Origin of the sequence: Bradyrhizobium sp. NBAIM03 (assembly GCF_020194055.1) — a bacterium.
In the GTDB taxonomy this organism is placed as follows: domain Bacteria; phylum Pseudomonadota; class Alphaproteobacteria; order Rhizobiales; family Xanthobacteraceae; genus Bradyrhizobium; species Bradyrhizobium yuanmingense.
On the sequence record NZ_JADYVS010000013.1, the window covers coordinates 60,469 to 83,566 of the forward strand.

The 23,098-nt window shown below is 63.9% G+C and carries 19 protein-coding genes; 8 read left to right on the forward strand and 11 right to left on the reverse strand.

Annotated features, from left to right (window positions below; genetic code table 11):
• Positions 1-205 precede the first annotated feature (205 nt).
• Entirely contained in the window at positions 206-415 is a 210-nt protein-coding gene (locus I6F21_RS20525) for a hypothetical protein (protein WP_036001583.1), read from the forward strand.
• Positions 416-853: 438 nt separating this feature from the next.
• Here I6F21_RS20525 and I6F21_RS20530 read toward each other — a convergent pair whose 3' ends face one another.
• From I6F21_RS20530 to I6F21_RS20545, 4 genes are all read right to left on the reverse strand, one after another.
• A complete protein-coding gene (locus I6F21_RS20530; RefSeq protein ID WP_036001586.1) occupies positions 854-1,942 on the reverse strand; it encodes a TRAP transporter substrate-binding protein in 1,089 nt (362 codons plus the stop codon).
• Positions 1,943-2,097: 155 nt separating this feature from the next.
• The gene (locus I6F21_RS20535) at positions 2,098-3,186 is read right to left on the reverse strand and encodes a TRAP transporter substrate-binding protein (RefSeq protein WP_036001589.1); all 1,089 of its coding nucleotides are present in this window, start codon (positions 3,184-3,186) and stop codon (positions 2,098-2,100) included.
• 206 nt (positions 3,187-3,392) lie between these two features.
• Complete coding sequence (locus I6F21_RS20540; RefSeq protein WP_036001591.1) at positions 3,393-4,529, reverse strand: Mrp/NBP35 family ATP-binding protein; 1,137 nt, start codon at positions 4,527-4,529, stop codon at positions 3,393-3,395.
• A gap of 53 nt (positions 4,530-4,582) precedes the next feature.
• On the reverse strand, positions 4,583-5,020 hold the full coding sequence (locus tag I6F21_RS20545; RefSeq protein WP_036001594.1) for a VOC family protein: 438 nt from the start codon (positions 5,018-5,020) through the stop codon (positions 4,583-4,585).
• 182 nt (positions 5,021-5,202) lie between these two features.
• Here I6F21_RS20545 and I6F21_RS20550 point away from each other — a divergent pair, with 182 nt between their 5' ends.
• From I6F21_RS20550 to I6F21_RS20570, 5 genes are all read left to right on the forward strand, one after another.
• Positions 5,203-6,075 carry an NAD(P)-dependent oxidoreductase gene (locus tag I6F21_RS20550; protein WP_036001597.1) on the forward strand — a complete coding sequence of 291 codons (873 nt, stop codon included), beginning with the start codon at positions 5,203-5,205 and terminating at the stop codon, positions 6,073-6,075.
• Positions 6,076-6,312: 237 nt separating this feature from the next.
• Positions 6,313-7,704: a sodium:proton antiporter gene (locus I6F21_RS20555; protein ID WP_225133109.1), complete on the forward strand. Its 1,392-nt coding sequence runs from the start codon at positions 6,313-6,315 to the stop codon at positions 7,702-7,704.
• Between the two features lie 162 nt (positions 7,705-7,866).
• Complete coding sequence (locus I6F21_RS20560) at positions 7,867-9,462, forward strand: HAMP domain-containing sensor histidine kinase (protein ID WP_225142761.1); 1,596 nt, start codon at positions 7,867-7,869, stop codon at positions 9,460-9,462.
• 44 nt (positions 9,463-9,506) lie between these two features.
• Positions 9,507-9,710, forward strand: coding sequence for a DUF1289 domain-containing protein (locus I6F21_RS20565; RefSeq protein ID WP_036001604.1), 204 nt, complete (start codon positions 9,507-9,509; stop codon positions 9,708-9,710).
• A gap of 28 nt (positions 9,711-9,738) precedes the next feature.
• Complete coding sequence (locus tag I6F21_RS20570) at positions 9,739-10,293, forward strand: TIGR02281 family clan AA aspartic protease (protein WP_036001607.1); 555 nt, start codon at positions 9,739-9,741, stop codon at positions 10,291-10,293.
• A 105-nt stretch (positions 10,294-10,398) separates the two neighbouring features.
• Here the strand turns inward: I6F21_RS20570 and dusA are convergent, their stop codons facing one another.
• The 4 genes from dusA to I6F21_RS20590 all read right to left on the reverse strand — a co-directional run bounded on the left by dusA (position 10,399) and on the right by I6F21_RS20590 (position 16,895).
• Positions 10,399-11,385 carry a tRNA dihydrouridine(20/20a) synthase DusA gene (gene dusA, locus I6F21_RS20575; RefSeq protein WP_225112813.1) on the reverse strand — a complete coding sequence of 329 codons (987 nt, stop codon included), beginning with the start codon at positions 11,383-11,385 and terminating at the stop codon, positions 10,399-10,401.
• 1,252 nt (positions 11,386-12,637) lie between these two features.
• Entirely contained in the window at positions 12,638-13,936 is a 1,299-nt protein-coding gene (locus tag I6F21_RS20580; protein WP_225142758.1) for a lysine N(6)-hydroxylase/L-ornithine N(5)-oxygenase family protein, read from the reverse strand.
• 22 nt (positions 13,937-13,958) lie between these two features.
• The gene (locus I6F21_RS20585; RefSeq protein ID WP_225142756.1) at positions 13,959-15,020 is read right to left on the reverse strand and encodes a GNAT family N-acetyltransferase; all 1,062 of its coding nucleotides are present in this window, start codon (positions 15,018-15,020) and stop codon (positions 13,959-13,961) included.
• Positions 15,021-15,197: 177 nt separating this feature from the next.
• Positions 15,198-16,895: a cyclic peptide export ABC transporter gene (locus I6F21_RS20590; protein ID WP_225112786.1), complete on the reverse strand. Its 1,698-nt coding sequence runs from the start codon at positions 16,893-16,895 to the stop codon at positions 15,198-15,200.
• Between the two features lie 300 nt (positions 16,896-17,195).
• Here I6F21_RS20590 and I6F21_RS20595 point away from each other — a divergent pair, with 300 nt between their 5' ends.
• Together I6F21_RS20595 and I6F21_RS20600 are read left to right on the forward strand one after the other, a co-directional pair.
• The gene (locus tag I6F21_RS20595; protein ID WP_225183391.1) at positions 17,196-18,251 is read left to right on the forward strand and encodes a siderophore-interacting protein; all 1,056 of its coding nucleotides are present in this window, start codon (positions 17,196-17,198) and stop codon (positions 18,249-18,251) included.
• The gene (locus tag I6F21_RS20600) at positions 18,248-19,102 is read left to right on the forward strand and encodes an ATP-binding cassette domain-containing protein (protein ID WP_225141397.1); all 855 of its coding nucleotides are present in this window, start codon (positions 18,248-18,250) and stop codon (positions 19,100-19,102) included. The genes I6F21_RS20595 and I6F21_RS20600 overlap by 4 nt, the downstream gene beginning before the upstream one ends.
• 6 nt (positions 19,103-19,108) lie before the next feature.
• On the opposite strand, the gene fhuB is transcribed toward I6F21_RS20600, so the two are convergent.
• From fhuB to I6F21_RS20615, 3 genes are all read right to left on the reverse strand, one after another.
• Positions 19,109-21,115 carry a Fe(3+)-hydroxamate ABC transporter permease FhuB gene (gene fhuB, locus I6F21_RS20605; protein WP_225142752.1) on the reverse strand — a complete coding sequence of 669 codons (2,007 nt, stop codon included), beginning with the start codon at positions 21,113-21,115 and terminating at the stop codon, positions 19,109-19,111.
• Positions 21,102-21,938, reverse strand: coding sequence for an ABC transporter substrate-binding protein (locus I6F21_RS20610; RefSeq protein ID WP_225142750.1), 837 nt, complete (start codon positions 21,936-21,938; stop codon positions 21,102-21,104). Before I6F21_RS20610 ends, fhuB begins: the two co-directional genes overlap by 14 nt.
• Positions 21,939-22,116: 178 nt before the next feature.
• A complete protein-coding gene (locus I6F21_RS20615; RefSeq protein ID WP_225142748.1) occupies positions 22,117-23,097 on the reverse strand; it encodes an alpha/beta hydrolase in 981 nt (326 codons plus the stop codon).
• Position 23,098 lies beyond the last annotated feature (1 nt).

A 23,098-nucleotide genomic window follows, 5' to 3' on the forward strand; every position in this document is an offset into this window, starting at 1 on the left:
TGCGCTCTTTTCCAGCATTCGGGGCGCCGCGGCCAGCGAAAAAGCGCCGAATAGCCTCTCCTTGTCAGCTCAGTGTAAGCCAGCGCTGCGCATGAACCCGGTCATCGACCACATGATCATCGCCGGCCGAAGATTGACCCACGGAACATTCGTTTTGGCGTGTCGTTAAATCCAAGCGCTCAGGATGAGCGCCTGGAGGAGCCCGATGTCGTATTTTCCATCTGGCGAAGACCAAGCCTTCCGCATTTGCAAGGTGCTCGCCGACGTCTTCTGCGCGATCCTGCTCGGCACCTTTTCGATCGTGTTCTTCGGCTGGATCGGCGGAATTGTCGCCTTCGTCATTCTCGAAGCTGCCCTGCTCGGGCTCGACTGGCTCATGCCAAGCGCAAGAGACGCAGCAGGCGTCGTTCGCTAGCCGCGCTTCCGATGCTCGGCAGCCGACCGATGGTCCGCCTCTAGCGGCAAATAAGCTCGGCTGCTACGACTCAGCTTGCCCCAACGCGCGGACCTTTCCATTACGACGCGCGCCGGCACTAACGGAAAAGGACACCGACCAGGCCTTGCGCAGCGCTCTTTGAATTTCATCGGGATCGAAGCGCATCGGGGGCATCGTTCAGCGCCACGATTTCGGATCGGGCGATGATGCATGTCTACCACTGTTTTGCCCGACGGGTCAAAAATTTCGGTAATTTCGCAATCGCTCGTGGTAACGAAGTCAAGTCATTGATATCGCTGCCCCGGTCTACTGTGCATGGGGTTGTTTTCGATGTTTTGGTTGGACGCCCTCCCAACAGCAGCGACAACGCCCCGGAGTCTTTCGCTCCGGGGCGTGCCGCATTCGATCGGGACGCGATCAGCTCTGCGAGCGCCGCGCCATGAAGATGTCGTAGCCGACCTCGGCCACCTGGAACCAGGAATAGCCGTCGCTCGTGAACTTGGCGAGCGAGTCGTTCACCTTCTTGAAGTTCGGATTGGTCGCAGCGACTTCGGCGTGCAGCTCCTTGGCCGCCTTGTAGCAGGCATCCATGATCGCGGGCGAGAAGGCGTGCAGCTTGGTGCCGCCCGCGAGCAGCTTCCTCAGCGCCAGCGGATTGGCGTTGTCGTAGCGCGCCATCATGTAATTGTTGGCGTAGTGGCCGGCCTGCTCCAGCACGCTCTGGTAATATTTCGGCAGCGCGTTCCACTTGTCGAGGTTGACGAAAGCCATCAGCATCGGACCGCCTTCCCACCAGCCGGGATAGTAGTAGTGCGGCGCGATCTTGTAGAAGCCGAGCTTCTCGTCGTCATAAGGCCCGACCCATTCGGCGGCGTCGATCGTGCCCTTCTCCAGCGCCGGATAGATGTCACCGCCGGCGAGCTGCTGCGGCACCACGCCGAGCTTCTGGAGCACGCGGCCGGTGAAGCCGCCGATGCGGAACTTCATGCCTTTGAGATCGTCGGGCGTGTTGACCTCTTTCCTGAACCAGCCGCCCATCTGGCAGCCGGTGTTGCCCGCGAGCAGCGAGACGACGTTGTAGCTCTTGTAGAACTCGTTGAGCACGTCGCGGCCGCCGCCCAGCATGTACCAGGCCTGGTTGATGCGCATGTTGGGACCGAACGGCACGGCCGAGCCGAAGGTGAAGGTCGGGTCCTTGCCGAAATAATAATAGGACGCGGTGTGGCCGATCTCGCAGGTGCCGTTCTGCACGGCGTCGAGCACCTGCAGGCCCGGCACGATTTCGCCGGCCGCGAAGATCTGGATCTGGAATTTGTTGTCGGTCGCCTCGGCAACCATCTTGCACATCATCTCGGCGCCGCCAAACAGCGTGTCGAGCGATTTCGGCCAGCTCGTCGGCATGCGCCATTTGATTTCCGGCATCGACTGCGCGATCGCGGGAGCCGCGAGCGTGGCGGCGCCGGCCGCACCAAGTCCTGTGACCTTGATGAAGTCTCTTCTCTTCATGATTTCCTACCCTGATGGATCTAATTGTGGAGCCTTCTTTGCGAGGCTTGCCGACAGAATGGAGCATCACGGGACCGAATGCCATCCCGATCGCAAAGAAAAAGCCCGGCCTCCTGGGGAGGCCGGGCTAGTGGTCTTACGACCTAAGCCGTAGATCAGCCGCGGGTGCGCGAGCGGATCATGAAGCTGTCGTAGGTATATTCGGCAACCTGCCACCACAGATATTCGTCGGAGCGGTAGGCCTGCATGGAGTCAATAGCCTTTTTGAAGTCGGCGTTCTTGCCAGAAACCTCGGCCCACAGCTCGTTGGTCGCCTTGAGGCAGGCTTCCAGCACCTCGTTGGTGAACGGACGCAGCTGGGTGCCGCCGGCGACCAGGCGCTTCAGCGCCGCCGGGTTCTGCATGTCGTAGCGCGCAGCCATCCAGCTGTTGGCGTTCGCCGTCGCGTTGGTGAGGATCGCCTGGTAGCTCTTCGGCAGCGCATTGAACTTTTCCAGGTTGGCGAAGGCGTGGACGGTCGGACCGCCCTCCCAGAAGCCGGGGTAGTAGTAGTACTTGGCGACCTTGGCGAAGCCGAGCTTCTCGTCATCGTAGGGGCCGACCCACTCGGCGGCGTCGATCGTGCCCTTCTCCAGCGCGGGATAAATGTCGCCGCCGGCGAGCTGCTGCGGCACCACGCCGACCTTCTGCAGCACCTGGCCGGCAATGCCGCCGATGCGCATCTTGAGGCCGGAGAGGTCGGCAACGGTCTTGATCTCCTTGCGGAACCAGCCGCCCATCTGGGTACCGGTGTTGCCGCATGGGAAGCCGATCACGTTCGACTTCTTGAAGAACTCGTTGGCGAGCTCGTTGCCGCCGCCCTGATACAGCCACGAATTCTGCTGGCGCGCGTTGAGGCCGAACGGCACCGAGGCGAAGATCGCGAAGGTGGGGTCCTTGCCGACGTAATAGTACGAGACGGTGTGGCACATATCGACCGTGCCGTTCGAGGTCGCATCGAGCGCCTGGAGGCCGGGGACGATTTCGCCGGCGGCGAACACCTGAATCTGGAACTTGTTGTCAGTCATCTCGGCGACGTACTTCGCCACCTGCTCGGCGCCGCCATAGATGGTGTCGAGCGACTTCGGGAAGCTCGAAGTCAGGCGCCACTTCACCTCGGGCGAGGACTGTGCGATCGCCGGCGAGGCCACCGCGGTCGCCGCCGCGCCTGCTGCCGACACTTTGAGAAAATCACGACGCTTCATCTTCAGGTCTCTCCTTGCTGGGGCGTTTCCCCTTGACTTCTCTTCTTGCCGCCGCTCGTTCCGGCGACGCGTTGAGGTCGCGTCGAACCGAAGTGGCTTGACTGCGGGGGGCCTTTAACACGGCCAGCCCGGTTTCGGAACGCGACAATGGCATGACGGGGCTCTACGAAAGTCGCATGCCCCGGAGCCTGCCGCGGTGCCCCCATTCAGGCCGCGGCGATGACACCCTTGAGCTGGTCCCGGACCTGGCCGGCAATGGCGCGGTAGATCGCCGCATGAGGGCCGTCCGGCTCGCTGTCGACCACGGGATTGCCGGCGTCCGAGGTGGCGCGAATCGCCATGTGCAGGGGGATCTCGCCCAGGAATGGGACGCCGAGCTTCTCGGCCTCGTGCCGCGCCCCGCCATGGCCGAAAATATCCGACTTGGTGCCGCAATGCGGACATTGGAAGTAGCTCATATTCTCGACGATGCCGAGCACGGGCACGTTGACCTTCTTGAACATGGCAAGCCCCCGCCGCGCATCGATCAGGGACAGGTCCTGCGGGGTCGAGACGATCACGGCGCCCTTGAGCGGCACGTTCTGCGCCAGCGTGAGCTGGGCATCGCCGGTGCCCGGCGGCATGTCGACGACCAGCACGTCGAGCTTGCCCCATTCGACGTCGCGCAGCATCTGCGTCACCGCCGACATCACCATCGGGCCGCGCCAGATCATCGCGGTCTCCTCCTCGACCAGGAAGCCGATCGACATGATGGCGAGCCCGAAGCGCCGAAGCGGAATCATCTTGCGCTCGTCGTTCAGCTCCGGCTTGTCGCGCAGGCCCGTCAGGCGCGGCACCGAGGGGCCGTAGATATCGGCGTCGAGCAGCCCGACCTTGAGGCCGAGGTCGCGCAGGCCGAGCGCCAGATTGAGCGCCGTGGTCGACTTTCCGACGCCGCCCTTGCCGGAGGCGACCGCGATTACGGCGGCAACGCCGGGAATTTCCGATTGCCGCGCCATCGGCGACCCCCCGCCCTGGGGCGGCTTGTGGGCATGGGCCGGCTGCACGCCGGGCGTGCCGCGGCTCGGCTGCGGGGGTGGCGGCGGCGCGGAGCCCGGCTTGCGCTCGGCGGTCAGCGCCACCATGACGGTGGTGACACCGGGAATGCTGCGCACGGCGGCTTCCGCTTCGGCCCGGACGGATTCCCAGGCTCTTGCCTCGGCGGCGTCGACATTGATCGAGAAGAATACCTTGCCGTCGGAGGCGCTGATCGCGCTCAGCACATTGGCATGGGGGAGCGCGACCCCGCGGGGCGACTGGACCCTGGCGAGGCTATCGAGAACCTGTTGCTGCGTCACGCTCAAAGCGCATCTCCTGCAGTTGAGGATGCCCCATTAGAGCGGAAACGCCCAAAAGGCTACTGTCTGCCGATATCGTCCGCCTTTTCGGCCGGCGCCGCCCCCTGCTCCAGGGCAGCCTCGTAGTTCAGCTCGATCATGACCCCGTTGGGGTCGTGGACGAAGATCTGCCAGAGATCGCCACCGGGCACCTGGCGGGCCTCGAACTTGATCTTCTTTGACGCCAGCCGCTGTTTCATACCGTCAAAGCCGCGACTGGCGAAGGCGACATGGTGGACAACGCCGGAATCCGGCTTTTGTGGCTCGTCGGTCGGGGAAATGTCGACGAGGTGAACCACCGGCCTGCCCTCGCTGTACATCCAGGCGCCCGGGAAGGCGAAGTTCGGCCGCGCGCCTTTTTCCAGGCCCAGCACGTCCTCGTAGAAGCGGACGGTCTCGGCCAGATTCCGGGTCCGGATGTTGAAATGATCGAGGACGCCTACGCTCACGCCGCCCATGCTCTCGCTCCCTTGTTTTGAAGTCCTTGGGTCGCCACCCTAGCACGGCAGGCCGCCAAACGAAGCCGTTGCCCTCTGGCCTCAAGGGTTTATGGTGCGCCTCCGGCCCGCCCTCACCGCGGAACCCAGGCATCCCTCGCTTGGCAAGAACCGTAAACCCGAACTACGGACAAGGTACCACTATGGCTAAAGTCGCTTTCCTCGGTCTTGGCGTGATGGGCTTCCCCATGGCCGGACACCTCGTGAAAAAAGGGGGCCATGAGGTCACCGTCTACAACCGCACCGCGGCGAAGGCGAAGGAATGGGCGGACAAGTTCGGCGGCAAGACCGCGCCGACCCCGAAGGCCGCCGCCGAGGGTCAGGATTTCGTGATGTGCTGCGTCGGCAACGACAACGATCTGCGCGCGGTCACGATCGGCCCCGACGGCGCCTTCGCCGGCATGAAGAAGGGTGCGACCTTCGTCGACCACACCACTGCCTCCGCCGAGGTCGCCCGTGAGCTCGACGCGGCCGCGACCAAGGCCGGCTTCAAATTCGTCGACGCCCCCGTGTCCGGCGGCCAGGCCGGCGCCGAGAACGGCGTGCTAACGGTGATGTGCGGCGGCGCGCAGGACGCCTATTCCGGCGCCGAGCCGATCATTACGGGCGCCTATGCGCGGATGTGCAAGCTGCTCGGGCCCGCCGGAAGCGGCCAGCTGACCAAGATGGTCAACCAGATCTGCATCGCCGGTCTGGTGCAGGGCCTCTCCGAGGGCATCCATTTCGCCAAGAAGAGCGGCCTCGACGTCGCCGCTGTGATCGAGACCATCTCGAAAGGGGCCGCCCAGTCCTGGCAAATGGAGAACCGCTACAAGACCATGAACGAGGACAAGTACGATTTCGGCTTCGCGGTCGAATGGATGCGCAAGGACCTCTCGATCGCGCTGGCCGAAGCCCGCCGCAACGGCGCCAATCTGCCGGTGACGGCGCTCGTCGATCAGTTTTATTCCGAGGTCGAGAAGATGGGCGGCAAGCGCTGGGATACGTCGAGCCTGCTCGCACGCCTGCAACGCTGACGCTCTGTTGCGGCCTGGTTCGGCGTAGCCGGCTTTGAACTTCGTCGCGACCTCGGCCGCGACGAATTGTGTCGAGCGCACCGACCGAACAACCATAGACTTCCGGGGGGAGCCTTGCTTAGCGTGATCGCCGCCATCCTTGCTGTTGCCCGCGTCGAATTCGCGCCGGAGCTTCGACTCCGAACCGCCAGGATTGCCGCAGGTTTGGGCGTGCGGCGATCCCGGCTCATCGCGCGCCTGCTCCCGGTCGCGCTCCTGATCCTGGTTGGATCTCCTGCACAGGCGCTTGCCGCATCGCTCGATGGTGCCAGCATTGGCCCGCAATGGGCGCTTCCATTCGCGGGGATGCTGCTCTCGATCGCCATATTTCCGCTCGCCGCGCCTCACTTCTGGGAGCATCACCAAGGCAAGATTGCCGCGATGTGGGCCACCCTGATCGCGCTGCCGCTTGCAATCTGGTACGGCCCGCTTCCAACCGTCCAAGCGCTCGTTCACACGGCGCTGCTCGAATACGTCCCGTTCATTCTGCTGCTCCTCGCCCTGTTTACCGTCGCCGGCGGAATCGTGGTGCGCGGCAATCTTCACGGCTCCCCAGTCCTGAATACGCTGCTGCTCGCTCTCGGCACTCTGATCGCGAGCGTCATCGGCACGACCGGCGCCTCAATGGTCATGATCCGACCGGTGATCCGCGCCAATGACGATCGGCGGCACAACGCGCACGTCGTGATCTTCTTCATCTTTCTGGTGTCCAACATCGGCGGTTCGCTCTCCCCCCTGGGAGATCCCCCGTTGTTTCTGGGGTTCCTGCGCGGCGTGGATTTTTTCTGGACGACGACACACCTGCTTCCCCAGACCACGTTCGCGGCCTGGATTCTGCTCGCCCTGTTCTTTTGCATCGATACTTATCTCTATCGCAAGGAAGGCCGCGTCAAACCGGACCCAACTCCGGACAATCCCTTGCGGATCAGCGGCGGCCTCAACTTCGCTTTGATGGGAGTCATCATCGCTGCGATCCTCTTGAGTGCCAAGCTCGACCTCGGCGGATTTGAAGTTCTCGGCACGCATCTCCAGGTGCAGAATCTCCTGCGCGATGCCGTGATGATCGGAGTCGTGTTCGCATCTCTCGCCGTCACCTCGAAGGAGGACCACGACGCGAACGGCTTCTCTTGGGGCCCGATGATCGAAGTGGCAAAGCTGTTTGCCGCGATCTTCATCACCATCATTCCCGTGCTCGCGATTCTCAACGCCGGCAAATCCGGCGCGTTTGCCTCCGTCGTAAACATGGTCACCAACGCAGACGGCACGCCGAACAATGCTGCATATTTCTGGTTGACCGGCCTGCTCTCATCCTTTCTCGACAATGCGCCGACCTATCTGGTCTTCTTTGAACTTGCCGGAGGCGACGCCAAGCATCTGATGACGAACGGCGCCTTGACCCTTGCCGCGATTTCCGCCGGTGCGGTGTTCATGGGCGCAAACTCCTACATCGGCAACGCGCCCAATTTCATGGTGTACGCAATTGCCCGAGCGAGTGGTGTCGCAATGCCCGGCTTCTTCGGATACATGGCCTGGACCTCCGTCCTGCTGCTGCCGGTCTTCGGGTTGGTCACGCTCGTTTTCTTCAGATGATTGAAGCGCGGGTTGATGAAAGCGGCGGCCCGGACTGCGTATGAATTAACGTTCGGTTAACGTAATTCTTTAGCTCCTTAAGTCAGCTCTTAAGGATTTCTTGCCAGAGATAGACAATGCAGAAAGCCCGCGTCCGGCGTGGGCAGGAATCCGTGTTGCTTGATGAGTAACCCCGCTGAAAAGCCCGAGGTCGTGCAGCTTCCGGCCGAGCCGGTGAGCGCGCCATCGGCGAGCAGCCGAAGGGCTGCGGCGCAGCGGGTGCGCGAGGCGCGCGACAAGTTAACGTCGACCAGTGGAACCCGGCCGGCTTTCGACGCCGAGATGCTGCGGCAATACGCCCAGACCCGGCTGTCCGCCTCCTATGTCGTGATGCTCCTGGTGGTGGCGACCGGCGTGCTGTTCGGGCTATGGATGCAGCCGATCCCGGCCGCGGCCTGGACCGCGGGCATGCTCTGCATCCACAGCGCCATGATCCGCAGCTGCCGGCGCTTCCTGACCGAGCCCGCCTCGCCGGCCGCGACACGCGCATGGCGGACGCGCTTCGTCGTGCTCGACCTGCTCTATGGCCTGTGCTGGATGGCGATCCTGATCCATCCCGTGCTCGACGTGGTCACGGAAACGCTGATGATGTTCTTGATGCTGCTGGTGATCGCAGTGTCGAGCATGCTCGCGGCCAATCTGCCGATCGCAGCCCTCGCCGCCACGGCGCCGGTCGCGGTTGCGATGGCGCTGAGCTTCGTGACGACCGGATCGCTGGACAATTACATCCTGGCAGCGCTGTCGCTCGCCGCCGAAGGCTATTTCGTGCTGCTTGCGCACCGCCTGCACTCCTCCACCTTCGCCACGCTGGAAGCACGTGCGGAAAAGGACGCGCTGATCGGCGAGCTGGAGCAGGCCAAGGCAATCTCGGACGAAGCGCGCCACCGCGCCGAAGCCGCCAACGTCGCCAAGTCGCGCTTCCTCGCGCAGATGAGCCACGAGCTGCGGACGCCGCTGAACGCCATCCTCGGCTTCTCAGAGGTCATGAAGAGCGAGATTTTCGGCGCGCATGCGGTACCGGTCTACAAGGAATATTCCGCCGACATCCATAATTCCGGCGTGCACCTGCTCAACCTGATCAACGAGATCCTCGATCTGTCGCGGATCGAAGCCGGCCGTTACGAGCTCAACGAGGAAGCGGTGTCCCTGGTCGGCATCGTCGCCGATTGCCATCATCTGATGAAGCTGCGTGCCTCGAGCCGCGGCATCACCATCCACGAAGTGTTCGAGCAGGCGATGCCGCGGCTCTGGGCCGACGAGCGCGCGATCCGCCAGGTCGTGCTCAACCTGCTCTCCAACTCGATCAAGTTCACCCCGCAGGGCGGCGAGATCTGGCTCAAGGCCGGCTGGACCGCCTCCGGCGGACAATATCTCTCGGTGAGGGATTCCGGCTCCGGCATACCCGAGGACGAGATCCCGGTCGTGCTCGCCTCGTTCGGCCAGGGCTCCAATTCGATCAAGTCGGCTGAACAGGGCGCCGGCCTCGGCCTGCCGATCGCCAAGAACCTGATCGACCTGCACGGCGGCACGTTCACGTTGAAATCAAAGCTGCGCATCGGCACCGAGGTGATCGTCACATTCCCGCCGGAGCGCGTGATGAGCGCGCTTGCCCCACTCTCGGACGATTCTCCACCGCTCCAGCCGGAGAGCTCCGTCGTGCCGGACGAGAAACGCCGGCCGCGGCACAAGCCGATCATGAGTGCCGGCACAGGCTCTTAACGAGATGCTTGCAGACATGCCCGATCATCCCTCACTATGTCCGTATGAGCAAAGAAACGCCGTGCGTCGCCGTGTGCATGATCGATCCCAAGACGAAGCTGTGCTTCGGCTGCGGCCGCACCTTGCCGGAGATCGCACGCTGGCACGCCATGGAGAGCGCGGACCGGCGCGCGATCATGGCCCTCTTGCCGGAGCGGATGACGGAAGCCGGACTAGTGCGGATCGCTGGATCCCCAAAGCACGTCTGATCCGCCTGCGTGCCCTTGGAGGCGCGCGATGATCCGCTTCCTGCTCGTCCTGATCATGCTCGCCGGCACGGCAGGTGCCGTCGTCGCCTATGGCGATCCCGACCAGATCGCGCGCGCCAGCCACAAGGTCTCGCATATTTTTCGCGCACAAGCAGCCTCCCCGGCGCCGGCCGTGCAGATCCCGCGCGGCCAGGGCGGCGAATTCACGCTGCGCGCGAAGATCAACGGCGTCACTGCGCCGATGGTGATCGATACCGGCGCGACGTCGGTGGTACTGACCTGGGAAACCGCAAGGGCGATCGGGCTGCCGCTCGAGATGCTTGAATACGACGTCGATCTGGAGACCGCAGGCGGCCACACCAAGGCAGCGCGGCTCACGCTCGACCGTCTCGCCGTCGGCAAGCTGGTCGAGAAGTCGGTGCCGGCCCTTGTCGTGCAGCGCGGCCAGATGAAGACCAATCTGCTCGGCATGAGCTTCCTCGACCGGCTGGAAAGCTGGGGCGTGCGCGCCGACACGCTGATGCTGACAGGGTATCCGGAGCAGCAGCGCAGTCCCCGCCGCGCGCGTACGGCGGTCGACTAAAGCGCGATGCGATTAGGATGAATCGTCTCGCGCTTTAGGCTGTTGTTTGAACATGATCTTTTCGGAAAACCGCTGCGCACTTTTCCGGATCATGCTCCCGCTCATTTAGGCCGCCTCAGCCGGCGCGCGGGCCCCGACACACGTGATCGCCTCGCGCAGCACGTCGAGACCGGCGCCGGGCTTCACACCCTGCTCGGCAAGATGCCGGCGGAACGCACGCGCGCCGGGCACAGCATGAAATGCGCCGACGAAATGCCGCGTGATCGCGTGCAGCCGCGTGCCGTGCGCGAGCTGCTCTTCGATGTAGGGCATCATCGCCTCGAGCGCGTCCTGCATGGTGGCGTGCGGCGCCGGCCCTCCAAAGATTTCGTGGTCGACCGCGAGCAGCCGCCACGGCTCCTGATAGGCGGCGCGGCCGAGCATCACGCCGTCGACATGGGCAAGATGCGCCTTTGCCTCGTCGATGCTCCGAACGCCGCCATTGATGATGACGGGCACATCGGGCATCGCGCGCTTGAGCCGGTAGACGCGATCATAGTCGAGCGGCGGGATATCGCGGTTCTCCTTCGGCGACAGGCCGTTGAGCCAGGCCTTGCGGGCGTGCACGATCAACGCATCGCTGCCCGCGGCGACCACCGCACGCGCGAGCGCATCGAGCGCGACCTCCGGATCCTGATCATCGATGCCGATGCGGCACTTCACCGTGACGGGAACGGCGACCACGCGCTTCATCGCGTCGACGCACCTCGCCACCAGCTCCGGCTCGGCCATTAGACAGGCGCCGAAACGGCCATCCTTCACACGATCGGACGGGCAGCCGACATTGAGATTAATCTCGTCATAACCGAAGTCCTCGCCGATCCGTGCCGCCGCCGCGAGCTCGCGCGGATCCGATCCGCCGAGCTGAAGCGCCACGGGGTGCTCGACCGCGTCGAACCCAAGCAGCCGCACCCGGTCGCCGTGAATGATCGCGCCGGTCGTCAGCATCTCGGTATAGAGCAATCCCCGCCGCGTCAGGTGACGGTGGAACACCCGGCAATGCCGGTCGGTCCAATCCATCATGGGGGCCACGGAAAAGCGATGATACAACATATGGATCATATAGACTTTCGAGCCCCCGACGGGAATAGCGGATTTCATGACCGTGCCGGGCCCGATGGCACGCTCTGCGAGCCAATCGGCGCGGGGAAGGCCGGCGCCAGACCAGACGGCAAGCGGTTCGCGGCAGCACGGCGCGGCGCCGCGCTCGAACGCGTACACGTCGAACGCGACCAGTCCGCTGCCAGCGAGTAGCGCGCGAAGAGCATGCTCACTCACGTGGGCCGTCGGAAGATTTGCCTTGATCTCCCGGTGCACATGTCGTGGACACGATAGCCCCTAACCAACATGAGAGATCGAAAGCGAAATCAAGCACGCTATTGCAGCGCAGGCTGCTCCAATCACGTCGCCATGCAGCAAATCTGTGCAGCGTGGTTGCGCCTGATCAGATCAGGCTTCGCCACTCGGCCGTCCTTACCTCGCTTGTTGCGGGCCGCGAGGATTGGCGTACGCCGCGGCGCTACACCAAGCTCAAGCAGTAGCTCGCCTGCGAGCACTCGGGCGAGCTCGCTGGCTTCGACAGGGAGCGCCGGTCCAATGCTCAAGCTCGTGAGACAGCGTCTGAAAACAATCGACCTGCTTTGCGCCCACGCATGTACCGCCTTAGCCACCAGCCGCCCGCGTGAAACGCGAGGGCAACGCCGATAAGGGGAGAGAACGAACGTTTCCTTTCCGAACGGAAGAACGTCGGAACGCAAAGCGGCAGATGACGCTATCGAGACTCTCATTCACGTCGCGCATGCGGTGTCCGTGAAAGGCCATCCAGTTCTCGATGCGACGCATGCCTGAACGTCCCAAGCCCGGCTGCGCCAGGAGCTCGGCCTTGGTGTGAAGCGACGCAATCTCGAGGAGGTAGTGCATGCGCGTCACGGGCTCTCTGCCAACCAACGCCGCAAGCGGACTGTGAACCAGAATGCCTGCAATTCGCTCAGGGAGAAGGCTTTGCCCCTGCTTGGGAACGAGAGCTTTCCTCACGGTCAATTCCAGCTAGACTTTCAGAAATTCCAAGATCGTTCTAAGAACTCCTCTAGCAAAGCCAATCGGCGTTGTCTCACACGTACACGCTGCGGTTGATCTCGATTAGACAGGTTCTAGATCGGGGAACCCCAAAGCGACAGCGGAACACGCCTGCAGGGTGACCGCGAGAACGCCGGCTATTGTGTAATGAGAACGGGACGATTCGTGATGCGTTTCAATCTCCATCCGCGCAAGGCTTTTGGAGCTGCGATCTCTCCCGGATCGTGTTCTAGGCGATGAGTTCCCGGCGCGAGATTGTCGAGAGCAGAGACTCCGCAATCTCCTGCGACCGCACGGCAATCACCGAAAGCAGCGTGTCGCTCAGACCGTGAGAGGATTCCGAATAGCCCTGGAGGTGGATCTGCGGCCGGAACGCCGGATTGATCACGAGCCGGTAGTTGCGATCCAGCGCCGCATCGCGAATGTAGCGGCGGATCGGTTCGAGAAACCCGTGCGGCGTCTCCCTGTCGTATCCCGTCGCCAGCACGACCACGTCATAAGTCGAACGACGGTTTTCGCCGCGGAACTTGTCAATCACGCCGATCTCGATGCCGTCCGGTCCCGCATCCACATTGGAAATCTCGCTGCGGGGACGCAACATGACCCTTGTGTCGCCACCGACGCGCTGCTGGTAGAGCAGCCGATAAAGCTGGTCCAGCAGGTCGGCATCGACGACGGCGTAGTTGGTGTTCCGGAAGTTGCGGACGATCGCATCCCGCCGCTCGGCAGGCTGCGCGTAGACGAAGTCCGTATAGTCGGGGTTGAAGATCTCGTTGACGAAGGGACTGCTGTCGGACGGCTTGAGAGCATGGCCGCGGAAGATCAGATCGATATGCGCTTCGGGACATCGGCCATGAAGATCGACCGTTACCTCGGTCGCGCTCTGTCCGCCACCGACGACGGCCACACGCACGGACCGGCCGCGCGGGACAACGCGCTCGATCAGGTCGAGATAGCGGCTGGAATGCAGCAGCCTGCGATCGTCGGTAGCCTTGGCAAACACCTGCGGAACATAAGGCTGGCCTCCAACCGCGACCACGAGATTTCGCGCCAGCCGCACGGTCTCCCCGCCGGCGAGCGAGCGCGAATGCACCCGCAACGACGTCACCGTCTGCCCGGCCGTCACCGGCTCGACGGCGACGATGGTCTCGCCGTAAGCGGCCTGCGACTTAAAATGGCTCGCCACCCACTGCAGGTAATCGTTGAACTCGACCCTGCTCGGATAGAACGTCCGACAGTTGATGAAATCCAGTAGGCGGCCGCGCTTATGCAGGTAGTTCACGAAGGTGAAGGGACTGGTCGGATCGCGCAAGGAGACCAGATCTTTGAGAAACGATATCTGCATGTCGCTGCCCGGAAGCAGCATGCCGCCATGCCAGGTGAAGTGCGGCTGCTTCTCCACGAACAGCGGCATGCATTTCAGCCGTGATCGCTTCGCGCACTCGTCCAATGCGATGGCGAGCGCGAGATTGGAAGGCCCGAATCCGACGCCAATGACGTCGTGCTCGATCGCAAGTTGATGGGACATGAAGCCGCGCTCCGCTTGCGCTTTAAGACGAGACCGTTGGGCCGGCGGCTGCCGGAAGCCAAAGCCGATCGCCGAAGAAGCGCTCGCGCAACAGCATGACCAGGGTCGCGCGCTTATGGGGAAAGTTGAAGTTCTTGATCCTTGCGAATCCCGAGCGCTCGAGATTGCGAAGCTGCTGCGTATGCGCCGCCGCCGGCTCCCCGACGATCCGCTGCGTGCGGCAATCGTCGAGGAACATGTAGTGCATCAGAGACGGCAGCCACGCGCTGATGTAACGAGCGCCGCGAAAAGCGTCCTCGCCCACGACCACGTGCCATCCCCGGTCATAGTCGTCGGCATCATAGAACGGCGCAATGCGATTTTCCTTGGCCCAATAGAGCTCGAAATAGCCGAACGGCTGCTCGCCGAAGCAGCCGATCAACGGCAGCATATGAGGATCGGCCAGAATGCCGGCCAGATATCGCCGATGCTTGTCGAGATCGCCCGCCTCGTTCCAGAATGCATCGACGCGAGGATCGTTCATCCAGCGGTGCAACAAATGGAGGTCATTCTCGAGATCGGCCACGCGAAACGAGATGACCTCCGACAGCCAGGGAATGAAACGACCGTACACCTTTCCCGCCGGCTTTGCGGCGCGGCGCGGATGACGCTTGCCGTCCGTCATGACGTGGAGTTGCGGCAATGGCGGTCGCCCGGGGTTGACCAGCCAGTTGTCCCGCCGCTGCATCACCAGTTCGGGCAGCAGCACCAGTCGCCCCTCGGACATGATGGCAAGACCACTCTCGGTCAGCTCTCGTGCAAGCGGCGCTCTTCCAGCGAAGTCCAGAACAAGTCGATCGGCGCCAGGTCGCCAGGCAAACAGCGCCTCGGCGGACGCCGACACCGCCCGTGCCGCAACCTCGCGGTCGTCCGAGGCATTCAGGATATCGAGGTGATCGACGCGCTCGGGCAGACGCAGTTCCAACGCGGTCACATCGGCGGCGACGACGCGAAGGCGATCGCCCTCCTGGAAAACGGTCTGAGCGGAATATGGGCCGACCGGGAACGCACGAGGTCCGGTCCCGGAATCCGAAGCCTTGTTCATCCGGCCCTCGCATCTCGATCATCGTTGAGGCGTGGTGTAGATCACTCGCCTACAGGCTGACAAGGAATGCGCGCACACGCAGATTAGATTCTCTACAAATCTGACGGCCTGTCGCAAAACGGGATCGTATGCCGTCATTTGTGCGACAGATGGCGCCAGCGGCTCGCTACAATGTGTCTAAAGCGGCGCATCGGTTGGAACTGCGGAAGGCCCAGCGACGTTGCTGGCCCTTGCCTCGCTTGCGACGATCTTGCCGTCGCGCAGCCGCACCAGATGATCCGCAATCCCGAAATAGCGATCATCGTGTGAAATCACGATGATGGTCTTTCCGAGACGCTTCAGATCGGGCAGCAGCTCCGTATAGAAGATGTGCCGGAACGCCGGATCCTGATCCGCGGCCCATTCGTCAAACACGAGCACGGGTCTTTCCTCGAGCCATGCATTCATCAGCGCCAATCGCTTGCGCTGTCCGGTCGACAGGTCCGTCGTCGTGAACACGCCGTTCTCGACCGAGACCTTGTGCGCGACCTCCAGCCGCTGGAGATAGCGTTCCGCCACATCAGGAACCACGCCCTCTCCACGAATGAGATCCTCAAACAGATAATAGTCGGAGAAGATGGTCGTGAAGAGCTGGCGGTAATCGTCGCGTGTCTCCGTCAGGACCGGCGAACCGTCGCGCAGCACGGCGCCGCCATGCGGAGCATAAAGGCCCAGCAACAACTTGATCAGGGTCGTCTTTCCACTGCCGTTCTGCCCCACGATGAAGACGATGTCGCCTTGCCGAACGAACAGATCAACCGGCCCGAGGACAAAGGGATCGCTGCCCGGCACGGCGCGAAAAGCATAGGTTACGCCGCGGAGCTCGATGGATTCGATGGCGGTCTTGCCGGGTGCAGCGGGCGCACTGGCCAGCAGATCGTGCTCGGGGCTCGAGAACTGCCCCGAGAGCTCCGCAATGCGGCGCATCGCGACCTGGGCGCGACCGAGCGCCGGCAGGATGCCGATGACCTGGTCAATAGGCCCGCGCATAAAGAGCAGCACCAGCACGAACCCGCTGGACACCGCAGCGGGACTGTCGGGCCACAGGAACGGTCGCAAGGTCAGCGCCACGCCGATCACGACGAAGAACAGCATCGTCCCGAACGCCCGCGCCGTCACGAACAGATTGATCGACCTGATTTGCACCGAGCTGATCCGGTCGACGGTCTGCTGGAGCTGCTCGACATAGACGCGCCGACGGCGCACCCGATTGAGGCGCAACTCCTTGGCACCTTCGGCGATCGCGCGATATTGCTTGTGCAGCTGATCTTCGGCCTCTCGCGCGGTGCTGAAGCCGCGAACGCCGCGCGTCCTCGCATATCCATGCGCCAGCGATCCCAGCACGATGACGACTCCCGTGATCAGGAAAAGCTGCCAAGACAGCACCGCCAGGTAAACCATGCAGCCGAGCGCGATCACGAGCGACACGAAAAAGGACGAAAAGAAGAACGCGAAATCGCTGATCGTGTCGACGTCCTGCGTGAGAACCGGGATCAGGCGATGCGTCCGGTAGATTTCGAGCTGATCGATCGGCGCAGCCAGGATTTTGGCGGCGAGCGACTTACGAAGCTCGGCGATGATCCGCTGTCCGACAAAATTGGCGCTGATGTCGGCGCCAATGGAACCGATCAGGATCAGAAGGCACAGGCCAGCGAAGGCGAAAAACAGCGTTACCACGTCGGCCTGCGTGGCATAAAGCCCATGATTCACGACCGCGAGCAACGCCGCGACGGAGGCACCGCCGACCACTCCGAGAACGCTGCCGCCGAGCACGAGTGGCCAGTAGGGCCGCAGGAGCTGCAGGATCTGCGTCGTCAGGCCGCTTCGTGAGTTCATGATGAGAGCCGCGCTGGAGGAGACCTGAAGCGAACCTATATGGCCGGACAAGCCGTGCCGAAGTGATGCGAATACATGATGGCAGCACCGCAACTCCAGCGGTTATTTTCGCTGCTCTTTCGATGGATTCTAATTTGGGATCGGCAATGCCTTTAATATGATGCGGGTAGTATCGCTTTTGCATCGCAGCCGGCGAGCGAGCAGGATTTTTGATCCAGAGCCGTGCCAGGCCGCGACATCCGGACATTTGAAGCGCTTGCAGGCTGGCATCGGACAGGCCGGTGGAGAATGAGTTTGGACTTGCTGATCTCCGAAACCCGCATCGCGCTTCCCGACGCCGCCGGCCTCGCCGCGCGGATGATCGATCATCTGGCCGAGCATGACATCGCCTTCGAGGACCGGGACGGTCTCATGGTGGCGAAACTGCCGTTCGGCATCAGTTCCCTCGCCGTCGAGGCCGAAGCGCTCAAGATCCGCGTCGAGGCCAACGACAAGGGCAATCTGGAAATGCTGCGTTCGGTCGTCGCCTCGCATGTGATCGAGTTCGCGGGAGACATTGCCCCGACCATCATTTGGTCCGGTCATGAATCCAACGGCGGCACGCTGGCCAATTTCCGTGAAGTGCGGCTGAAGGCCGCGATCACCCTGACGCCGCACATGCGGCGGCTGACCTTCACGGGCGACGATATCGCCCGTTTCGTGAATGACGACGACCTGCACGTGCGCCTGTATTTTCCGCCCGAGGGCCTCGCCAAGCCCGAATGGCCGTGGCCCGCGCCCGACGGACGTATCCTGTGGCCGGAGCCCGACCGCAGGCCCGTCACCCGTTATTACACGATCCGTCGCATCGACTTGCAGAGCCGCGAGATCGACATCGATTTCGTGGTCCATGATCATGCCGGGCCGGGCTCGGCGTTCGCGGTGAACGCGACGGCCGGTGCCATCTGCGGCATGGCCGGCCCGCTCGGCCGGGGCATTCGTCCGGCGCGCTGGGTGCTGCTGGCGGGCGACGAAACCGCCCTGCCCGCCATCGCGCGAATTCTGGAGACGCTGCCGGCGACGGCGACGGGTGAGGCCTTTATCGAGGTCGCGGATCGGCCCGAGGAAGTTCCGCTGGTCGCCCCGGCCGGGGTAGCAATCCGCTGGTTGCATCGCGAGGGCCGTCCAGCCGGGACGACGCAGCTCCTGGTCGACGCCGTCAAGGCGGTGCGATGGCCGCACCATCAGGACGTCTTCGCCTGGATCGCGTGTGAGGCGCAGGCGCTGAAGGCCCTGCGCAACCATCTGCGCGATGAGCGAAAGCTTTCCCGCGACCAAGTTCTGGCCGTCGCCTATTGGAGCCTGCGCCAACCATGACGATCCAACACGCGCAGACGAGCGAAAGAACGCTCGCCTTGCCAACCGACGTCACGCAGGCCTCGCTGGAAGCGCCCGCGCCCTTGTTCCAGCTCGACCAGGTCGGCTTCGCAGTGGCCGGGCGCGCGCTGCTCGAACCGCTGACGCTATCCTTTCCCGCACGCAGCGTCGTCGGGCTGATCGGCCATAATGGCTCCGGCAAATCGACCTTGCTGAAATTATTGTCGCGCCAGCAGCCAAGCTCGTCGGGAACGATCCGTTTCGAAGGCCGCGCACTGCGCGCCTGGAGCGATCGGGACTATGCCCGCAAGGTCGCCTACCTGCCGCAGCAGACGCCGCCCGCCGCGGGCATGCTGGTCAAGGAGCTGGTCGCACTCGGACGCTATCCCTGGCACGGCGCGCTCGGACGGTTCGGTGACATCGACCGCGAGAAGGTCGCAAACGCCATGGCGTTGACCCATATCGAACCCTTTGCGGATCGCCTGGTCGATACGTTGTCCGGCGGCGAGCGCCAGCGGGCGTGGATCGCCATGCTGGTTGCACAGGATGCCGAGTGCCTGCTGCTCGACGAGCCGACCTCGGCGCTCGACATCGCTCATCAGATCGAAGTGCTGTCGCTGGTCAGGCAGCTCGCCCGCGAGCGCAATCTCGGCGTGGTCGTGGTGCTCCACGACGTCAACATGGCCGCCCGCTTCTGCGACGAGATCATCGCGCTGCATTCCGGGAAGCTGATCGCGCGCGGCACACCGGACAAGATCATGACGCCGGCCGAGCTCGAAACCATCTACGGCATCCCCATGGGCGTGATGCCGTCGCCGGACCATGGCCATCTCATCAGCTTCGCGCGGTGAGCGCCGTCACCCGCGCTGCGGGCGCAGCAGCCAGATGAGATAGGGTCCGGCAAGCATCATGGCGAAGATGCCGGCGGGCATCTGGAACGGGAAGATCACCATGCGTCCGGCCCAATCCGCCGTCACCATCAGGATCGCCCCGATCAACGCGGCCAGCGCCGCCTGATGCAGCGCGCGCTGCGCCCCCATCATCCGTGCCATATGCGGCGCGATGAAGCCGACCAGGCTCAGAAGACCAACCATCAGCGTGGCCGTCGCCGTCAGCAACGCCGTCAGCAGCATGATGATGACGCGGCTCCGCGTCAGCGAGATGCCGATCGAACGCGAGGTCGCAGGTCCGAGCGGCAGGATATCAAGCCAGCGGGACAGCATTGGCACCATGATCAGCAGAACGAGCGCCGCGGCGGCGAGGATTGCGGCCTCGGCCGGGCCGATCTGGTAGAGCGAGCCTGTCAGCAGCGACAGCAGCGTGCCGATGCGGGGATCGCCTGTCGCCAGCGCCATGGCAATGATCGCGCCGAATGCCGCGCTCATGGCGACGCCTGCCAGCAGCACGCGCTCCGGACTGAACTCGGACCGCCGGCTGAACAGCAGCACCAGCGCCAGCACAATGAAGGCGCCGATCCCGGCCGCTGCAATCTGCTCCAGCCGGGTGTGGGCGGGAAAGAGATAGAGCAGAACGATCACGCCCATCGCGGCGCCATAGCTGATGCCCATGACCTCCGGCGCGGCCATCGGGTTTCCGGTCATCCGCTGCAGCAGCGTGCCGGCGACCGCCAGCGTCGCGCCCGCGGCCAGCGCCGACACCACGCGCGGCCAGCGCCACGGCCAGAATTCCTGCAAGCCCGACAGGCCGCTCCAGCGCCAGCCGTCGGAGCCGACCCCGAGGCCGAGTGCGATCCAGACGGCGAGCAGCAGCACGACGAGCGCGAACAGGATCACGCGCCAGGGATGATCGAGCCGCGCCGGAGCGGATGGCGTGAGGTTTCCCATCGGCATGGCGGCCCGCAGCCGCGGCAGCAGCACGAGCAACATTGGCGCGCCGATCAGGGCCGTCACCGCACCGGCCGGCATTTCGCGATAGCCGGGCGGGATCAGAAGCACGAGCTGATCCGTCAGCCACAGCAGCAGCGCGCCGCAAAGTGGCGCCCAGATCAGCCGGTCGCGAAAGCGGCGCGCGCCTGACAGCATGACGATGGCTGGCGCGGACAAACCGACAAATCCCATGACGCCGACGACGCTGACGACTGACGCACTGAGCGCGATCGCGATGACGAGCGCGAAGACCCGGGCCCTCGTCAATCCGAGGCCCAGATTGCGCGCGGTCTCGTCGTCGAAGCCGAGCAGGGTCAGCGGACGAACCATCGCCGCGATCAGCACGATCGAAATCAGCAGCCGCGGCGCCAGGAACGTGACGTTGCTCCAATCCTGCTGATTGAGGAAGCCGGCGCCCCAGATGAACAGCCCGATCAGATATTCGTGGTTGAGCAATACCAGCGCCTGGGTGGTCACCGCGCAGTAGTAGCTGACGATCAATCCGGCGAGCACCAGGACGACGGGCGACAGCGCACGTTTCCAGGTCAGCCCGAACACGCACAGGAACGCAGCGAACCCGCCGCACAGCGCAACCCACTCCCGGCCGAAGGCCAGGAGCGACGGCGCCCACAGCGTCGTCACGGCCAGCGCAAGATAGGCGCCGTTCAGGACGCCGATAGTGCTCGGCTCCGCAAGCGGATTGCGCAACACCTGCTGAGAGACCGCGCCGGCAAGACCGAGGGCTGCGCCGGCCAGCAGCGCCACTGCGATGCGCGGAAAAACGGTGTAGTGCACGAGCATCTGCTGGGGATCGGTGACCTCGGGCCGCCACAACACCGGCAGCCAGGCGCCTACGGGCAGATATCCGGACAGGTTCCGCCAGGTCAGCGCAGCCGCGGCTGCCAGCAGCAAGCCGATCAGCACCGCCGGATGCATCTCCAAGCCGGACCGGGCCGGCAGTGCCTCAACCTTGCTCATGGCTTTCCCGCGGCAGACGTTCGGCGAGAAGGCGGGCAAAACGCTCGGCCGCTGGCACGCCGCCATAGAAGAACTGATTGCCCAGGACCGTCAGCCGATGCGACCGAAGAGACGGCAGGGTTTGAAGCACAGGGCTTGCCTTCAGCAGCGCTTCGACATCGGCGACCCGCGAGGTCATCAACACCAGCCGCGCGTCCGGAACCGCGGCGAGCACTTCGAGCCCGACACTGGTATGGCCCCATGGGCCGCTCTGTCCGGTCCAGGCATTCCTCAATCCGCACTGATCGAGCACCTCCTGATAGAGGCTGTTCGGACCGAACACGAGCGCGCGGTTGCGCGCGATCTCGCTGACGAGATAGAGCGGCTTGCCGCCGCGGCCCCGGAGTTGCTCACGATAGCCGGCCATGGCGACGTCGAAACGGGCGAAATAGGCTTCGCACGCCGGCTGCACCCCGAGGCGTTTGGCAAGCTCCAGCGTCGAACGGCGCGCCGTGTCGAGAGGATGCCCGCCGGGTCTGAAGATCGTGAACGTTTCGACCGGCGCGATCAGCTTGAGCCGGGGTATGGCGGCCGCAATGCTGGGGTCGATGATGATGATGTCGGGGGCGAAGCTCTGCAGCAGTTCGAGATTTGGCTCCGAACGCAGACCAATTTCCTGAACCGCGGACGGAACGGGCGGCTCGACGACGAGCCGGCCATAGCGCTCGATCTCCGGAATCACCAGCGGCACGACGCCGAGCGCCAGTATCGTCTGGGCACAGGCCCAGCCGAGCGCGGCGACCCGGGGCCCGGATTGCGATCCAGCGGTTTGGGCAAACGCCATGGGCCATGTACCCGCAAGGGCCGTGCCTCCGATCGCCGCGCCCGCGCCGAGGAGCGCACGGCGGGACAGCCTATGGTCTGGAATAGACGTGCTCATGGGATCCGTTCAGGCGCCTCCCGCAGAGAGGCCGCGAGAGATGATGATCATGACATACTCTCGTTCACGCTGCATTTCCATGTCAGGCCGCCTTTTCGCCAGCGACGAGAAAGGCCTTGACCAAGGCTCGTCCGATGGTGGCCCTCGCCTGCAAGGCATCGGCCACGACATTCCCCATGCGCAGGAATTCATGGATCATGCCGGGATAAACGTGCAGATCGACGGGAACGCCGGCTGCCGCCAAGCGTGCTGCATAATCGCGCCCCTCGTCCACCAGCGGATCGAACTCGGCGAGGACGATGAATGCGGGAGCGAGGCCCGACAAATCCTCCGCTGCGAGCGGCGCGAAACGCCAATCGTCGCGATCCGACTCGTCGCGGAGATATTGCCGGAAGAACCAATCGACGGTGCTGCGCTCCAGGAGATGGCCGGTACCGTAGCGCTCGTAGGATGCGGAGGTCTGTCGAGAGCTGAGACCAGGATAAGCGAGAATCTGGAGCACCGGCTGCGGAAGGCCCCTGTTTGTCCTCGCCTCGATCGCGAGCGCGGCCGCAAGCGTTCCGCCGGCGCTGTCGCCGCCGACGGCGACCCGGCGCGGATCGAGGCCGATCGCGCGGCCCTCGAGGCCAATCCAGGCTAGCGCGTCGACCGCATCCTCGAAAGCGGTCGGAAACTTGTGCTCCGGTGCGAGCCTGTAGCCGACCGAGAGCACGGCCGCACCGCTGTCCTTGGCGAGGCCGCGGCACAATGGCTGATGCGAATCGAGGCTGCCGACGACGAAGCCGCCGCCGTGCATGTAAAGAAGAACCGGAATGGGAGTGCGTTCGCTCGGTTGCGCGCTCGCATAGAGCCGCGCCTCGATGATCGCGCCATCCCGCACCGGCAGCGACAAACGCCGCTCGTAGGCAAGCGCCGGCGGATCGACGTCGAGCAGCGGCGAGGACGCATCGAAATCGGCCCGCGCCTGCGCAGCAGTCAATTGCGGAAACGGAACGCGCGCGCCGCTTTCGGTGCCGGCCTGCACCATCTCGAGCAATGCCGCGATATCTGGATCAAGACTCAAA

What these genes read in the sequence shown, in the direction of transcription:
- I6F21_RS20525 (WP_036001583.1), top strand. Translation starts at nt 206, where the DNA reads ATGTCGTATTTTCCATCTGGCGAAGACCAAGCCTTCCGCATTTGCAAG.
- I6F21_RS20530 (WP_036001586.1), bottom strand. Translation starts at nt 1,942, where the DNA reads ATGAAGAGAAGAGACTTCATCAAGGTCACAGGACTTGGTGCGGCCGGC.
- I6F21_RS20535 (WP_036001589.1), bottom strand. Translation starts at nt 3,186, where the DNA reads ATGAAGCGTCGTGATTTTCTCAAAGTGTCGGCAGCAGGCGCGGCGGCG.
- I6F21_RS20545 (WP_036001594.1), bottom strand. Translation starts at nt 5,020, where the DNA reads ATGGGCGGCGTGAGCGTAGGCGTCCTCGATCATTTCAACATCCGGACC.
- I6F21_RS20550 (WP_036001597.1), top strand. Translation starts at nt 5,203, where the DNA reads ATGGCTAAAGTCGCTTTCCTCGGTCTTGGCGTGATGGGCTTCCCCATG.
- I6F21_RS20560 (WP_225142761.1), top strand. Translation starts at nt 7,867, where the DNA reads ATGAGTAACCCCGCTGAAAAGCCCGAGGTCGTGCAGCTTCCGGCCGAG.
- I6F21_RS20565 (WP_036001604.1), top strand. Translation starts at nt 9,507, where the DNA reads ATGAGCAAAGAAACGCCGTGCGTCGCCGTGTGCATGATCGATCCCAAG.
- I6F21_RS20570 (WP_036001607.1), top strand. Translation starts at nt 9,739, where the DNA reads ATGATCCGCTTCCTGCTCGTCCTGATCATGCTCGCCGGCACGGCAGGT.
- dusA (WP_225112813.1), bottom strand. Translation starts at nt 11,385, where the DNA reads ATGTTGTATCATCGCTTTTCCGTGGCCCCCATGATGGATTGGACCGAC.
- I6F21_RS20580 (WP_225142758.1), bottom strand. Translation starts at nt 13,936, where the DNA reads ATGTCCCATCAACTTGCGATCGAGCACGACGTCATTGGCGTCGGATTC.
- I6F21_RS20585 (WP_225142756.1), bottom strand. Translation starts at nt 15,020, where the DNA reads ATGAACAAGGCTTCGGATTCCGGGACCGGACCTCGTGCGTTCCCGGTC.
- I6F21_RS20590 (WP_225112786.1), bottom strand. Translation starts at nt 16,895, where the DNA reads ATGAACTCACGAAGCGGCCTGACGACGCAGATCCTGCAGCTCCTGCGG.
- I6F21_RS20600 (WP_225141397.1), top strand. Translation starts at nt 18,248, where the DNA reads ATGACGATCCAACACGCGCAGACGAGCGAAAGAACGCTCGCCTTGCCA.
- fhuB (WP_225142752.1), bottom strand. Translation starts at nt 21,115, where the DNA reads ATGAGCAAGGTTGAGGCACTGCCGGCCCGGTCCGGCTTGGAGATGCAT.
- I6F21_RS20610 (WP_225142750.1), bottom strand. Translation starts at nt 21,938, where the DNA reads ATGGCGTTTGCCCAAACCGCTGGATCGCAATCCGGGCCCCGGGTCGCC.